12 protein-coding genes are annotated in these 15,841 nt (G+C 55.8%); 10 read left to right on the top strand and 2 right to left on the bottom strand.

All coding sequences use genetic code 11. The features are described 5' to 3' along the window. The first annotated feature begins 38 nt into the window (after window positions 1–38). The 4 genes from RIB44_01410 to ppk1 all read left to right on the top strand — a co-directional run bounded on the left by RIB44_01410 (window position 39) and on the right by ppk1 (window position 5,051). Window positions 39–1,328: a glucose-1-phosphate adenylyltransferase gene (locus RIB44_01410; GenBank protein ID MEQ8615229.1), complete on the top strand. Its 1,290-nt coding sequence runs from the start codon at window positions 39–41 to the stop codon at window positions 1,326–1,328. 225 nt (window positions 1,329–1,553) lie between these two features. Further along, window positions 1,554–2,291 carry a toxin-antitoxin system YwqK family antitoxin gene (locus RIB44_01405; GenBank protein ID MEQ8615228.1) on the top strand — a complete coding sequence of 246 codons (738 nt, stop codon included), beginning with the start codon at window positions 1,554–1,556 and terminating at the stop codon, window positions 2,289–2,291. 45 nt (window positions 2,292–2,336) lie between these two features. Next, window positions 2,337–2,648, top strand: coding sequence for a Dabb family protein (locus tag RIB44_01400; GenBank protein ID MEQ8615227.1), 312 nt, complete (start codon window positions 2,337–2,339; stop codon window positions 2,646–2,648). A 201-nt stretch (window positions 2,649–2,849) separates the two neighbouring features. Beyond that, a complete protein-coding gene (gene ppk1, locus RIB44_01395; GenBank protein ID MEQ8615226.1) occupies window positions 2,850–5,051 on the top strand; it encodes a polyphosphate kinase 1 in 2,202 nt (733 codons plus the stop codon). Between the two features lie 7 nt (window positions 5,052–5,058). Here the strand turns inward: ppk1 and RIB44_01390 are convergent, their stop codons facing one another. Both RIB44_01390 and RIB44_01385 read right to left on the bottom strand, forming a co-directional pair. Beyond that, complete coding sequence (locus tag RIB44_01390; protein MEQ8615225.1) at window positions 5,059–5,988, bottom strand: lipase family protein; 930 nt, start codon at window positions 5,986–5,988, stop codon at window positions 5,059–5,061. A 190-nt stretch (window positions 5,989–6,178) separates the two neighbouring features. Continuing rightward, the gene (locus RIB44_01385) at window positions 6,179–7,684 is read right to left on the bottom strand and encodes a hypothetical protein (protein MEQ8615224.1); all 1,506 of its coding nucleotides are present in this window, start codon (window positions 7,682–7,684) and stop codon (window positions 6,179–6,181) included. Between the two features lie 219 nt (window positions 7,685–7,903). Here RIB44_01385 and RIB44_01380 point away from each other — a divergent pair, with 219 nt between their 5' ends. From RIB44_01380 to smc, 6 genes are all read left to right on the top strand, one after another. Further along, window positions 7,904–8,878, top strand: coding sequence for a J domain-containing protein (locus RIB44_01380; GenBank protein MEQ8615223.1), 975 nt, complete (start codon window positions 7,904–7,906; stop codon window positions 8,876–8,878). A gap of 114 nt (window positions 8,879–8,992) precedes the next feature. Beyond that, the gene (rnpA, locus tag RIB44_01375) at window positions 8,993–9,334 is read left to right on the top strand and encodes a ribonuclease P protein component (GenBank protein ID MEQ8615222.1); all 342 of its coding nucleotides are present in this window, start codon (window positions 8,993–8,995) and stop codon (window positions 9,332–9,334) included. A 29-nt stretch (window positions 9,335–9,363) separates the two neighbouring features. Beyond that, complete coding sequence (gene yidD, locus RIB44_01370; GenBank protein MEQ8615221.1) at window positions 9,364–9,573, top strand: membrane protein insertion efficiency factor YidD; 210 nt, start codon at window positions 9,364–9,366, stop codon at window positions 9,571–9,573. A gap of 81 nt (window positions 9,574–9,654) precedes the next feature. Further along, entirely contained in the window at window positions 9,655–10,116 is a 462-nt protein-coding gene (locus tag RIB44_01365; protein MEQ8615220.1) for a hypothetical protein, read from the top strand. A gap of 165 nt (window positions 10,117–10,281) precedes the next feature. Further along, window positions 10,282–11,982, top strand: coding sequence for a flagellar basal body P-ring protein FlgI (locus RIB44_01360; GenBank protein ID MEQ8615219.1), 1,701 nt, complete (start codon window positions 10,282–10,284; stop codon window positions 11,980–11,982). A gap of 158 nt (window positions 11,983–12,140) precedes the next feature. After that, on the top strand, window positions 12,141–15,770 hold the full coding sequence (smc, locus tag RIB44_01355) for a chromosome segregation protein SMC (GenBank protein MEQ8615218.1): 3,630 nt from the start codon (window positions 12,141–12,143) through the stop codon (window positions 15,768–15,770). Window positions 15,771–15,841 lie beyond the last annotated feature (71 nt).

Raw genomic sequence — 15,841 nt, 5'->3', positions numbered from 1 at the left:
CCCCACTCTTCTCTCAGAAAATCGAAAGGAACGAACGTATGCGTAACGTGGTCGCTGTGGTTTTAGGGGGTGGGCAGGGATCACGACTCCGACCGCTCACTGAGTTTCGCTCGAAACCAGCCGTTCCGCTCGCAGGGAAGTATCGCCTGATCGACATCCCGCTCTCGAACTGCATCAACAGCGACCTGAATCGCATCTATGTGCTCACGCAGTTCCTCTCCGTCAGCTTGCATCGTCATATCAGCAGCACGTACTCGTTCGATCACTTCAGCGGTGGCTACGTACGCGCTTTGGCGGCTCAGCAGACCATGACCGAAGGGACCGATTGGTTCCAGGGCACGGCCGACGCTGTCCGAAAGAACATGCGTTACCTCACGCAGCCAGGGATCGACGAAGTCTTGATTCTCTCCGGCGACCAACTCTACCGGATGGATTTCAGGAAGATGGTGCAAACACATCGAGATTCAGGCGCTGATGTCACGATTGCCGCCAAGCCGGTCTACGATCACGAGGCCCAAGGTTTGGGCGTGATGAAAGTCGATGGCACGGGCGAAGTCACTGGATTCGTGGAAAAACCCAAGACCACCGAAGAGATCGATCAGGTGCGGATGGACGCGGGTTGGATCGAAAAGCAAGGCATCGAAAGCCACGGCCGCGATTGCCTCGCCAGTATGGGAATTTATCTCTTTAAGCGAGATACGCTCATCGAAGCGCTCGAAGAGACTAATCACAAGGACTTTGGCAAGGAAGTGTTCCCTTCTTCGATTGGTAAACGGAGAGTTCAGCTGCACCCCTTCGATGGTTACTGGGAAGACATCGGAACGATTCGCTCTTTCTACGACACCAACTTGCAGCTCTGCCAGAAGAATCCGCCTTTCGATTTGAATAGCGCGACGGCCCCCGTTTACACTCGGGCGCGATATCTGCCCCCTACCCGCATCGACGGAGCCTCCATCGACAATAGCTTGGTGGCGGACGGTTGCGTGATTGAACCGGGGGCGAAGATTGAGAACAGTGTCATCGGGCTGCGATGCCGGATTGGCCGCGATGTGGTGATCAAGAATTCGGTGCTCATGGGGGCCGACTATTACGAATCTCCCGTGCGTTTGGCGGCAGGTAAGGCTGACAATCTGCCGCCGATCGGCATCGGCGACGGCGCTGTGATCGATGGGGCGATTATCGATAAGAACTGTCGCATCGGTCCGGGGGCACAGCTCGTCAATCGGCATAATGTCGACGAGGGCGAGGCGGGCGAGTTCTGTTCAATCCGCGACGGCATTCTCGTAGCCTGTAAAGATGCCCATTTTCTTGAGGGGTGGCAGAGTTAGCGTGCCGTCGGTTTAGCAGCGACGATCCAACCAACTCGTAGGACGGGCACTCCTGCCAGTTTATTGAAAATCTATCGCCTAGCGACAATCCCCATGACGGCCAAGAGTGGCCATCCTACGGTTGCGCGTCTATGGAAGACTCCCTGCGGACTTGCCTTCGTTGCGATTCCGGCGATACTCAATAGTAACTCAACAATCTCTTGGTCCTTTTTATCGTTTCTCGCCATGAAAAACGCTATTTCGCTTGTAATCCTCGCCGTTTCTCTCTGCACGGTCTTTATTGCGCTTCCTTCTTTCGCCCAGGAAGAGCGAATTCTCCTGGATGAGGGGCGGCCGGAGCCTCCTCCCAAGGAAGTCCGTCGCTATCAGGACCAAGCCACCAAATACTCCGATGGTACCGTCCATTCCGAAAGCGACTATGTGCGGATGTCCAACGACGAGATCATCAACGATGGCGACTACACGGAGTACTATCGCAACGGCAACAAGTTCGCGCAGGGCACCTTCAAAATGGGAATCCACCACGGTGAGTGGACCTACTGGCACGAGAACGGTGAGCAGTGCAAAAAAGTGACCTTCAACAAGGGAAAGCCCGATGGAACCTGGAAGGTCTATAACGAAAAGGGGAAGCTCACGGCGAAAAAAACCTACAAGAACGGTGTTCGAGACGGCCAGTGGATCACGTATTTTCCTGACGGCAAGCAGATCAAGATCCAGTTCAATCTGAAAGAGGGAAAGCTGTCGGGCGAACGTGTCGCCTACTACAAGAACGGACAAGAGCGACAACGCGGCAGTTACATTGACAACCAGCCGGAAGGGACCCTTACGGAATGGGACGAATCAGGACGAAAGCTCGTTGAAGTGAATTTCAAGAATGGCAAACGTCACGGCAAGATGACTTACTGGGATGAAGAGGGAAACCCGACCGTCCGCAACTACGATGAAGGGAAGCTCCTTCAGTAATCCGTCTCGCGTTTCAGTTCTGCCTTCTTTCACTCCCCGCCTGTCATGTCCGAACCACTCACACACTCTGTCTACTTCACTCTAAAGGACCGCTCTCCTGAAAGTCGGGATCAGTTTCTGGCGGCTTGCAATGAGTTTCTCACCGGCCACCCAGGCTGCACGCATTGCACGATCGGGACACTGGCAGAAAAGTACGATCGCCCGGTCAACGATCGCGACTTCGATGTCGCCGTGGTTGCCGTCTTCGAGAGTGAAGCCGCTCACGACACCTATCAGGTCTCTGACCGCCACAAGCAGTTCTTAGCCGAGCAGGCGGCAAATTGGAGCCAGGTGCGCGTCTTCGACGTCCTTGGCTAGTGGCTGCGGAAGCCGTAGAACCGCGTTTCTCGCGCTGTGCAGCACGACTCGGGATTTTGGGTTCCTATTCTCAGCCAGATTCTCGCGCTGGAATCTCTGGTAAGATATACTTTCGTAGTTCACTATCTCCGCTTAATCGTCGTAACCGCTACGTTTGGAATTCGCCCCTCTCGGACGAAGCATTGCTCGCATTTTCGACTCATGGTCACCACTTCGCAAAAGACGTTTCAGCCTGAGCACTTCATCAACCGTGAGTTGAGTTGGCTGGAGTTCAATAAGCGTGTCCTGGAGGAGGCACAGGATACGACGAATCCACTACTCGACCGCCTAAAATTCCTGGCGATCTTTAGCTCGAACCTTGATGAGTTCTTCATGGTGAGGGTGGCGGGGCTTCGAGAACAGGCTTTCGGGGGTGTGGCGGCTCAGGATGTGGCTGCTGATGGGTACTCTCCCATTGAACAGTTACAAAAGATTTCAGAGCGCACCCAGCAACTCATCGACGATCAGTGCGACTGTTGGAACGAAGTGGTCCTGCCCGGCTTAGCGCAGGAGGGCATCCGAATTCTTCAGATAGAAGAGCTGAACAAGCCTCAAAAAAAGGCCGTTGCTGATTTCTTCCAGAAACGCGCGTTTCCGATCCTCACTCCGATGGCGATCGATCCCAGCCACCCCAGCCCCCGTTTCCATAATCGGGGAGTTTACCTGGCGGCGACGTTAGAACGCGTGAGCGGACTAGGGCCGGCAAACATGGCCGCTGTGGTTCAACTTCCCCAAGTGCTGCCTCGTTTTGTTCCTGTCGGCGATCCAGGCGAGACGACCTTTGTGCTGCTTGAAGATGTCTTGGCTTCAAAACTGCCGGAGCTCTTTGGCGGCTATAAGATTTCGCAGCATACAACCTTCCGCGTGACGCGGGACATGGACGTCGACCTTCTTGATGAAGAGGGGGACGACATGCTCCGCGCCATTGAATCGCGTTTGCGAGCACGGCAACACAGCGAAGCCGTGCGGTTGGAGATCGCCAAAGGAGCAACCAGCGAACTCCGCTCTATGATCACCGAGCAAGAAGTTCTGCATCAAGGCGTTGAGGTCGATGGGCGTCCCTACCAGGAAGTGTATGTCGTCGAGGGTCCGCTCGACATGACTTGCCTTTGGGAGTTGGTAAGCGTTCCCGGCAAAGAAGAACTGAGAGAGCCCCCCTTCGAGGCACGTATTCCCTCGGGACTTGAGCCGACGAAAGACCTTTTCGCCGAAATCGCCGAACGCGACATTCTGCTGCACCACCCGTTTGATTCGTTCGACCCCGTCGTGCAATTCGTGCAAGTTGCTGCCGAGGATCCGCACGTGTTGGCCATCAAGCAAACGCTCTATCGCACCAGCGGCGATAGTCCGATTGTGCGGGCGTTGATTCAGGCGGCAGAAAACGGCAAGCATGTGACGGCCCTGGTCGAGCTGAAAGCGCGGTTTGATGAAGCCAACAACATCAGTTGGTCGCGTATCATGGAGCGTGCCGGAGTGCACGTCGTTTACGGCTTCATGGACTTGAAGACCCATTGCAAGGCGTCCATGGTGGTACGGCAGGAGAACAAGAAAGTCCGTCGCTACGTTCATCTCAGTACCGGCAACTACAATCCTTCGACCGCTGCGCTTTATACAGATACGGCTCTCTTCACCTCCAACAAACAGATCGCCGACGATGCCACGGCTTTGTTTAATTTCCTGACCGGTTATTCCCAGGGACACCAGTGGCAGAAGCTGGTCGTCGCTCCCCAGAAGCTCCATCAACGCACGCTGGAGTTGATCGACGAACAAACGGCCCGTGCCAAAGAGAACAAATCAGCACGCATCTTTGCGAAGCTCAATTCTCTCGTCGATCGCAACACGATCGAAGCCCTCTACCGAGCGAGCGAAGCGGGAGTGCCAATCGACTTAGTCATCCGTGGCATCTGTTGCCTGAGACCCGGCCTCCGCGGAATATCCGAAAATATTCGCGTCCGCAGCATCGTTGACCGATTCCTCGAACATAGTCGGGTATTCGTTTTTGGCGAGGGTGCGAAAGCAGAAGTCTACATGGCAAGCGCCGACTGGATGCCGCGCAATTTTGAGCGTCGGGTCGAAGTGATGTTCCCGATCGAAGCGCCCGAATTGAGGAAGCGGGTGGTCGAGGAAATCATTCCCTCCTATCTTCGCGACAACACACGAGCGCGCATCCTTCAGTCCGACGGATCTTATGTGCGTGCCACCTCCGAGGGTAAGCAACCTGAGTACCGTGCTCAACGCGACTTGCTGCTTGACGCCTCAAAGGGCAACGCAAGCGAAGCGCCGCTTGCCAATGGGAAGGCTACGGAGAAGAAGAAACGTCGCTCGAAACCTTCCAAGAAAAAATCAACAAGTAAGGCCCGCTAATTTTTCTTTAGTTTCCGCTCACGCGTCGAACGGCCCTCTTCAGCAACGGCTCCGCCTTGGCGAAGACATCGACCCCCTGCTTTTCTTCTTCCACCAAAGCGTGAATCTGATCGATGTAGGCCGTCTGTAAATGATCGGTGAGCGGGTCGAACTTGAACTTCAGCAGCCCCCTGAAAGTTCCCCGGAGGCGATCAGCCGTGAGTGCCCAGCCGGAGATTCGTTTCAGCTTGCCACGGGCGTTGAAGTAAAGCATCCGTCCGGTATGGCGATAGCCCATCCATGCTGGGGGCGTGCGAGTGACGATGTCGCTGTTGTTGACCCAGCGATAATGATCGAGGTTGTAATAGTTCACATACCGCTTGTTACCGACGCGAGGGGAGCCATAGGTGAACAGCCCTGCTGGATCGGACTCAATGTGGGAGAGCTTGCACCGCCCGGCGCTTATCGTTGCCATCGCCCCACCCAAGGAGTGGCCCGTCATCCAGAGGGTTTTCGCGTTGTTGACCAATTCTTCTTCGAGCTGTGGCCAAAGATCGTCGACCTCCTGCTTAAAGCCCCGATGCACGCGACCTACTGTTTCGGCGACTGCACTTAGGGCATTCAGGTCGGCCTTGATGTCGTTCCAATCGTCGGCTTCCGTGCCGCGAAAGACGATCACCGCATCGTATTCGTTGGAAAACAGATAAGCCTGCGCGCCGTCTGACTCAAAGTAACGAACCCGCGGCATGCCGATTAGTTCGGCGAGCTTCACGACGACATCGTTTTGGTAGTAGGCGATGTCTGAAAGTTCTGCGAACAAGAGTGACTTCTCAAGCAGTGTCAAACTCTCGATTGGTTCCTCAAGAGGTTGCGACTTCCACAGATGCGGAAGCTCTGCGACGGCTTCCGCCGGGACATCGCTCAACTCCACTTCGCGTGCGGGCGACTTCAGTTCCATCGTTCACAACCTCCGATAGCCAATTCAGATGAGTCGAACGGCGATTATAGGAAGTTGTGTGCGAGTTGAAAATCCGTTCGCCCGCATGTCATTTCGACCGAGCGACAGCGACCGAGAAATCTAGCCTAAACTCTCTCAAGCTCCCAATCCGGATTCCTCGGTCGGCGAGCCTCCCGTCGGAATGACACGATTAAGGCCTCGCTTGCTTGAGCAACTCGGTCCAGAACGGCCTAGCCGATTCGATCTTTGCTAGCGTCGGTTCATCACCGGCAAACTCCTCCTCGGCGGCGTCGAGCCAATCGATGAAGAATTGCACGCTCTCCCGCTGGACTAGTGGCTTCGAATCCTTCTCAACGAAGTAGGGCCCCGTGTGGGCGTACTGGTAGAACTCCGTATTATTGGTCACCGCCCGTACGGCGAACCAGCCACTATCGTCAAAGGGAACTTTCGGGAGCCGGCCCTTTTGCTTTGCCAATTCGTCAAGACGAACCTGGTGGATCGCTTTGCCGTTTTTGAGGATTTCTAGGTATTCGACTTGAGTGGCCTCGTAGAAGGCCAAGTTGAGGGCTATCTGAAAGTCTCGCTGTTCTCCTTTCGAGAGAACGGTGACGTTCCCTGGAGGATCTCCATCAACCATTGTGCGGAGGAGCGGACCATTCGTGACGAACACACGCCCTTGATAGAACATGTTAAGCCAACTCTCTTTGTCGAATTGCTCGTCAACCGCTTGCCCTTGATAATCTTCTAGTTGGACGTAGGTACGATTGGCTCCGATCGCATTACCATTAGCCCCGCTACCGCTACCCGCGGCTGGTGCAAGGTAGATTCCACAATTCAATGCATGATGGTAAATGTGTTCGCACCAGCGACCGTAGCCAAGCTTCCCGGGGAAGCGCTTTCGATCCGGCAAGCGTCCTTGAAACTCATTCGCGTTTTTTCCAAAACCCTGTGAATACCGATCAATGACCATGATGGCGGAGAGCCTGTCCTCAGCCAGCCAAACTGGCAGCAACCAAGCCGTGGCATCGCCCACGACGTAAGGGCCATCGACATCGGTGGGATCACTGGGGTTCCTTAAGTTCGTTTCCAGTGTCAGCAGCCCGCCGGTCTTACTGCGATCATATTCCGCCCAAGGACCGCATGAGGGCACGGTCTCAGTGACGGCTTGAAATCCCTTGGGCACTTTCTGAGACTTCTTCCTGCCACGTTCAGTCCATTCCATCGTGACTGGAACAAAATCGACACCCCGAGCCCTCATCAAGAGGGGAACGTGATCGAGCTTTTCGCGGACATCAAGGTCTCCCGACCACCAGCTCTCTGACTTCATGTCGATTCGCCGTAGGACGCTCACCTGCTTGGCATCCTCGGCACGACGCTGGATTTCAAACGTCCCAGGCCGCGTGCGGTACTCGGGGCCAGCTTCAATGAGAAACTGGTAGTTGCCGCGGCGGAGTTTCAACACGACTTCGCCGTCAAAGTAGAGCCCCGCGTCGGTGGGAATGGCGCCCTCGGCACGCGTTCTGACGAGCCGTCCGCGGGCGTCGCGCAGTTCAATCCGGCAGGCCAGCGGTTTGCCGGTCTGTTCGTCAGTGACGGTTAAGGTGAGTTGGCCGTCGTAGCGAGCAGCGTTCGTTTTCGCTGTGGACGTCGCGATGATTGCGACGGCGAAGAGGCAAGCTCTGGCGGTGCACGACACCGGAGACAGGCAGCAGCTAGGGTGCCACTGCTGGCTTGCCCAGCAGTGCGTTTCTGGAATTCGCTGTGTCCTGCTACGCATAAAAGTCCCCACCTTTGCAAAACTAAGACCTTGTTACAATTTTAGCACGCTTTGAGGAGCCTACCTTTTCGGCGGAAAACGGCTAAAATAAGGCATTCGCGGCGAAAACCAGCCGCGATTGCTAACGTAAGAAGGAATATGGCAGAAGACTATTACAAGACGCTTGGTGTGAGTCGCACGGCCTCGGATTCGGAGATCCAGAAGGCCTACCGTGACCTTGCGCGCAAGTATCATCCTGACAAGAACCCCGATGACGCGACAGCCAAAAAGCGATTTCAGGAGGTGCAAACCGCGTTTGAGACTTTGAAGGATGAGAAGAAGCGTGAGATGTATGACCGCTACGGGAGTGCCTACGAACAGATGGGCGGAGGTCCTGGTGGTGGAGGCAACCCGTTTCGAGGCGGTGGGCCCAACGGCGGACCCGAGGTGAATGTCAACTTCGAGGACCTCTTCGGCGGAGGGGGCGGAGGTAATCCGTTCGGCGGTGGAGGCGGCGGTTTCGCTGACCTGTTCAAACAGTTCGGAGGCGGTCGCGGAGGTGCGGGACAGCAACGACGCACAAATGTCCGCGGTTCGGATATCGAACACGAGTTGACCGTCCCGTTTGCGACGGCTGTCACTGGCGGGGAAGCTCAGATTTCCGTCCGCCGGGCCGACGGCAACCGTGAAACGATCCAAGTCAAAATCCCGGCGGGGATCGAGCACGGAAAGAAAATTCGCCTCCGTGGTCAGGGAGATCCGGGCAGCGCCGGCGGCACCGCGGGTGACATTCTCATCAAGATCAACGTCGCCGCCCATCCGGTTTTCCGCCGCAACGGCAAGCGGCTCGATCTGCGTGTGCCTATCACGCTGGCGGAAGCCGTCGGTGGAGCCAAGATTGACGTCCCCACACCGCACGGAACGATCACCCTCACGGTCCCACCGGGAACTTCCAGCGGTCAGAAGCTGCGTGCCAAAGGCCAAGGGGTGAAACCGGCCAGCGGCGAACCGGGAGATTTATTCGCGGAGTTGCATGTGATCGTCCCGAAAGGCTTGAGCGACGAAGACCGCGACTTTTTGTTGGACCTGCTGGGGAAGTACGATGAGTCTCTTCGTGATGACTTAAAGTGGTAAAGCAAGTAGGCAGTCGGCAGTAGGCAGTCGGCAGTCTTGTTGGTGAACTTGACCAGACTGCCTACTGCCCACTGCCTACTGCCCACTGTGCCAGACTTTTCCTCTCCCAAACGCATGCACCTCCGAAAGAGCGCTGAGTTCGACCATGTGTTCACTCAGAAGTGCTCAGCGGCTGAGGGAAATTTGATTGTCTATGCGGCGAGGAATGAACTCGGACACCCGCGTTTGGGTTTGGTGGTTTCGAAAAAAGTAGGGAACGCCGTGGCGCGGAATCGCTGGAAGCGCGCGTTACGCGAGGCATTTCGCTTAATGCAACATGAGTTGCCCCAATCCCTAGATCTAATCGTCCTGCCCCGTGGAAACGCAGCGGCACCCAGCGGCGAAGACGCGACGGCTAAGCTGCGAGCAGCCCTGGTACGTCTAGCGACGAAACTTGCCGGGAAGTTGGAATCTTGAACGGTCGCTCCTCCAACCCGCTGACAGCGCTGCCGCGCGTTCTTGCTGTCGGCATGATTCGCGTTTACCAATACACCATCAGCCCTTGGCTTGGACCAAGCTGCCGATTTCAGCCGACGTGCAGCGAGTATGCGATTCTCTCGATCCGCAAGCACGGGGTCCTCAAGGGAACCTACCGCGGCATGCGACGTATCCTACGATGCCACCCGTGGGGCGGAAGTGGATACGATCCACCGTGAGTCGCTGTACTATAGTGTCGAGCAACTCCTGTGTAAGATCATGAAAGTGATTTGTTTTTTAGTCGCAAAGGTATTTCATTCATGTCAGAAGACTCGGAATCGAGATCAACACCGTCGCAACAAGCACCAAGACTCCCCACCGTTGATGAACTCCGGGAACTTGCGGTCGCCCAGCGGAGAGTTATTCTTGCTGTACTCTTGAAAGTCCTTCAGCCTCCGCTGGCCTTCCTTCTTATTGTTACGGGGCTCGTCACATTTGAAGATGGCAGAGCGGTGGGAGTAGGTAGCAATATTAGCGTTCTCTACTACCTTGTTGTAACAGTCTTCGCTATTTATGCGATCGGGAAACTGGCTGCGTTAATTATGCCCGGGCAAGGTATTGGATGTCTTTATGCATTTCTCATGTTTATTCCACTTGTTGGAATTATCGCATTACTCATGCTGAATAATCGAGCTACGAGACTCCTCCGTAAATATGGCGTTTCCGTCGGCCTGATGGGAGCCGATATGAAATCGATTCGCGACCCCGCTATTGACTCTTAACAGCTTAGCGCTCGCATCGCTGACAAGAGTCCAGCGTGAGAGGTATGTAGCACAGGTGCTAGCACCCGCGTTGCCCTTCTCTTGACCCCCCCGGCTGCCAGTCCTACAGTTCCCGGCGATTCTCACCGCACGGATGATCGCTCGTTACTGACGGAGCATGGACACATGGGGCATTTATCTCTTCAACAACTTGGCCTTCGAACGAAGGTAGCCGTTACGTGGTGCGCGGTCGTAGCCTTCGCCGGTTGCATGGGGCCGATCCTGCGGCAGCAGTCGCCCGACGCTGAGATTACCGAAGCTTCGATTCAAGAGAGCCAACTGGTTGGCAGCGTGGCACATCCGCATGGGATGGGCTATATGAAGGTCGAGGCGATTGGATTAGTGACGGGGCTGAACAACACCGGCGGCGATCCGCCGCTCTCCGGCCAGCGTGCGGGGCTGCTTGCCGAGATGAATCGGATGGAGGTTGAAGACCCCAACGCAGTGCTGGCCTCCCCTCAGACCGCGATGGTCATGATCCGCGGACTGCTGCACCCGGGAATTCAAGAGGGTGACAAGTTCGATCTCGAAGTCGCAACGATGGCACGTAGCGAAACCACAAGCCTTCGCGGCGGTTGGTTGATGGAAACACAACTCACCGAAACAGCTGTGCTAGGTGGTCAGGTGCGAAAAGGTCACCTGATGGGACTCGGCGAGGGCGCGATTCTTGTAGATCCTTCTTCGAATGACGAGGGATCTGAGGGACACACCACACGAGGACGAATTCTTGGTGGAGGCGTCGCGAAGAAATCTCGCGGCCTTGGTCTGATTATCGATCACCAACACCAGTCGATTCGTTTGAGCCAATCGTTAGGCAAAGCGATCAACCAGCGATTCCATTCCTACGACGGCGGACGTCGCGAAGGGGTGGCCGCGCCGAAGACCGATGAGTTCGTCGAGATCCAGCTTCATCCACGCTACAAGGATAACGTGAGCCGCTACATGCGGGTCGTCCGTAGCATCCCGATTCGCGAAACCCCGAGTCAACGCCAACGACGGATTGGTCAGCTTGGCGATCAGTTGCTCGACCCGGTTACGACGACAACCGCCGCGCTGCGTCTGGAAGCCTTGGGTGATGATGCGGCGATTGAGAAGCTCAAGAGCGGGCTCGCGTCCGACGATGCGGAAGTTCGTTTTCGATCAGCAGAAGCTCTTGCTTATTTGGACGTGACCGAAGCGGTTGAAACCCTCGTGGATGTAGCACGCGACGAAGTTGCTTTCCGAGCGGAGGCTTTTCTTGCGCTCAGCGCCATGGACGATCCGGTCGCTTACGAGCATCTGACAACCTTGCTTGGCGTCAAGAGCTCGGAAACTCGCTACGGTGCGTTCCGTTCGCTCTGGCACATGGCTCCGAGCGATCCGATGATTCGTGACGAGTCGATCAGCGAAAAATTTGCCTATCACGTCCTCGACGTATCAGGACCAACAATGGTTCACGTGACACGAAGTCACCGCCCCGAGGTGGTCCTGTTCGGGAGAAACCACGCATTGCAAACGCCGCTGGTTCTTGACGCAGGTCCGCGGATCTTGGTGAAGGGACTGAGCGGAAACGAGGTCGTTGTGAGCCGTTTCGGCGTGAACGAGCCGACCCAACAACGAACGGTAACCGCCGACGTCGACTCCGTCATTCGCGCAGTCGTCGATTTGGGTGGCGATTACCCCGACGTGGTTCAACTGCTGCAAGAAGCCAAAGAAACGGGAGTATTGACGGGTCGCTTTAAGGTCAACGCGCTGCCTGAGGGTGGGCGAGAGCATTCGCGGGAGAGTGAGATTCAGGAGACTACGGCCAGCAATTCAGAGAGCACGCAAAAACCAACAAACTCGTGAAACTGCTAATGACCAATGACCAAGCCTAAATGACCAAACGCAAGCGAATTGCAGACATCATTGGTCATTTGGACTTGAACATTGGTCATTCTCGCGAAAGTCCGCCTCTTGAAAATCTGATGAAGCTCGATTCTACCCGCCCCTCGAAATAAGTCCCCATGCTCCAGGCTCTTGAACTCAACGGATTTAAGAGCTTCGCTGAAAAGACGCGGTTCGATTTCCCCGCGGGGATCACCGTCGTTGTGGGGCCGAACGGTTCCGGTAAGTCGAATGTGGTTGATGCGGTGAAATGGGTGTTGGGAGCCCAAAGTGCGAAAATGCTTCGCGGCAAAGAGATGGCGGATGTCATCTTCAGCGGCACCCCGAAGCGACGCCCCTCTGGTGCTGCAGAAGTCTCCCTACGGTTCGATAATACCGAGAACTTACTGGGGCATGATTCGGCGGAGTTAGAAATCACCCGTCGCGTGTTTCGCAGTGGCGAGAGCGAGTATCTACTTAATCGCCAGCCTTGTCGGCTCCGCGATCTGCGTGACGTGCTCTCCGGCACCGGCATGGCGGGTGGTGCCTATAGCATCATCGAGCAGGGGAAAGTCGACGCACTGCTGCAATCTTCGCCAGCAGACCGTCGCCAAATCTTTGAAGAGGCGGCCGGGATTAGCCGTTTCAAGACGAAGCGCCAAGACGCGGCCCGCAGACTTGATCGCGTGCAGCAGAATCTGTTGCGGCTGACCGACATTGTCGAGGAGTTGCAGTCGCAGCTCACGAAGGTGCGATCGCAAGCAGGCCGAGCACGGCAATACAAAGATGTTCACTCCCGACTGCGCGAACTGCAAATCAAAGTCGCGGTGGCGGACTGGAATGAAACGAGCCAGCAGCTCGAAGTGCTTGATTCTCACATCCAGGCGGTCGGGAAGCAGCAGTCGCAATTCGAATCAGAATTAGACCGTTTCGCCGCGGCAAGTCAGCAGCACGAACAGCAGTTGGAAGACTTGCAGAGCAGCCTCCGCGAAGCGACCGTTGGGCATGCGTCAGCGAAAGAGCGCATCCACCACTGCCAAACGAACCAACGGCGCGATCGCGAACGATTGGAAGAACTGTCGAGCGAAATCGAGAGCGTGGCGATTCAAACGGTCCAACTCGCCATCAAGGTCCAGGATTCCGATTCTGAATATCAGCACGTCGACAAACTTCTCGCCGAAGCAGAAGCGAAGTTTTGCGAGTTGAAGCAGCTTGCCGACTCTCGCGATTCTCAGCTCGAAGAAGCGGAGCATCGTCTCGAACAACTCAAACGCGATCGACTAACGGCAGAAGAGCAACTCAGTGAAAGCGAGAAACTGGCAGCCGATGATCGCAATCGGGTCGAAGTGCTGAAGGAACGACAACAATCGGCACAAGAGGTTGTCAGCAAGGGCTCGCAGGAAACCTGGGACCTGCAGACTTCGCTGGGACGACTCACTGCTCAGTTGAATTCTGCTGCGGAGATCCTCGAAGCGGTGCAAAGTCGTCATCAGGCGGCCACCACCAACCTGCGACAGGCACAATCTCAACTGACCGACGATCGCCGCACGCTTTCTCAGCTTCACAAGCAAGAAGCTGAGTTGCAAGGGAAGTTAACCGGTGCGCGGGAGCGTTCGGTGGTGCTTGCGGAGTTGGAGAAACGACTAGATGGGCTCAGCGCTGGGACGCGTGAGGTTTTACGACAAGCCCAAGAGAATCCCGAGGGACCCTACGGTGCGGTGCGCGGCGTTGTCGCTGATCTTTTGCATGTCGACGCGGACTCGGCGCAGATGATCGAGTTGGCTCTCGGTGAGAGGGCCAATTATCTGGTCGTTGAAGACGTTCAGCGACTCTCTGGTATCCTCGAAGACTCGGAAAACGAGCTTCCCGCACGCACGGTTTTTCTCAGGCTCGATGTCTCTCAGCCCCCGAGTGCCGTCGACCGTGTGGACCTATCTGATCAGCCCGGCGTGATGGGTCGGGCGGATCGATTCGTCGAAGTCGATGAGAGCCTTCAGCCAGTGGTACGACGCCTCCTAGGAAGGTACTGGTTCGTCGATTCGCTGGAAACGGCGTTACAGCTTTCGATGGGTGCCGGGCGCGGCTTGAGCTTTATCACCGTAAGCGGTGAAGTGGTTGGAGCTGAAGGAGTTGTCGCCGTCGGGCCGAGAAAACAATCGGCTGGGCTGCTGTCTCGACGTAACGAGTTAAGGGCCATCGAGGAACAGATCCAGTTAATGCAACACGACTTGTCTGGAGTCCAACAGCGTGCCGCCGAGGTTGAGCAGCGGATAGCAAACCATGACGCGACGTTGCAGACGCTCACGAACACCTTCGAACAAGCACGCGAAGAAGCCCACGAGGCCGAACTGAGTCATGCCGCTATTGAAGAACGCTACGAAGAGATGCAAGCGAAGCTCGCTTCTCTCATCGAGCGGCAGCAGTCGAGTCAAACAGGACTCGAGTCTCTCGACGAAGAGATCGAAGCTTGCCTTGCTCGCATCGAAAAGTCGGAGCAAAGGTCGACGGAACTGAAGAGCCAAGTTGCCGACACGGCCAAACAGTTTACCGAACTCGAACAATTGATCGCCGGTTCTCGCCGTGAAAGCACCAAGCAACAAGTCGAGCTTGCCAGTGCTGAGCAACGTCGCGACAGCTTTCACGAGCAACTTGAGAAGCTCGCACGAGAGCGGAATGACCGTAGGCAGCTACAGGCGGAAGCCGTCCAGCGGTTAGCAAAGGGAAAGGCGAATCGGCTAGCGCTCAACCTCACGCAACTCGATCAAACTGGCGAAATCGCGGAGCAACACACCCGGTTAGATCACTGGCAACGAGAACAGGCGATCCTCACTGCAGACTATCAGGATCTGCAAAGATCGAAATCGGAAGTAAGCCAACAAGCCGAAAGCTTGCGCAAAGAACTGCAGCAAATTCAGCAGCAATCGCAAAAGCTGCTTCTGGAGAAACAGCAAGTGGAGAGCCAACGCCGTACGCTTTCCGAGCGGCTGCGTGAACAACACCGTTTAGAGTTGGCAATTATCGCGAAACAAGCTGCTTCCAACGGTCAGCCGCAGGAACCGATTATCAACCGGGCAGAAATCGACCGAGAGATTGCAGATCTCAAAACCCAGCTCCAAGCCAGCGGACCAGTCAATCTGGAAGCAGTGGAAGAACTCGACGCCTTGGAGGAACGCTTTCGCTCACTTGCGGAGCAACACGACGACCTGCAAACGGCTCGTGCTCGCTTAGAGCAAATTGTCGAGCAAATCAACAAAGAGAGCCGGCAGATATTCCTGAACACCATTGAGGAAGTCCGCGGCCATTTCAAAGAGTTATTCGCCAATCTTTTTGGTGGCGGCGAAGCAGACATTGTCATTGAGAACGAGCCTGAGAAGGACATTCTTGAGTGCGGCATCGAAATCGTCGCCCGACCTCCAGGCAAACAGCCGCGGAGTATCTCATTACTCTCGGGCGGTGAGCGAACGCTCACCTGCGTCGCCCTTCTGTTAGCCATTTTCCGTAGCCGCCCTAGCCCCTTCTGCATTCTCGACGAAGTTGATGCCGCTCTCGACGAGGCCAACATCGACCGTTTTGTCGAGGTGCTTAAGGAATTCATGAGCAGCACCCAGTTCATCGTCATCACGCACTCCAAGCGGACGATGACCTGCAGCGATACGCTTTATGGTGTGACGATGCAGGAGAGCGGCGTCTCGAAACGGGTTTCGGTGCGTTTTGAGGACGTGACGCACGACGGGCATATTAAGCCTGCAGCGATCAAGCGAGCAGCGTGACCCTGCCTGCAGAGGGGTTCACTATCTTTAGGCAACGCCTTGTGGATTCCACTCCTACGGACGGCTAAAAT

The organism is Lacipirellulaceae bacterium (assembly GCA_040218535.1).
Taxonomy (GTDB): Bacteria; Planctomycetota; Planctomycetia; order Pirellulales; family Lacipirellulaceae; genus Adhaeretor.
Note: the sequence above shows the minus strand (reverse complement) of the source record. Positions and strands in the feature narration are given on the sequence as shown.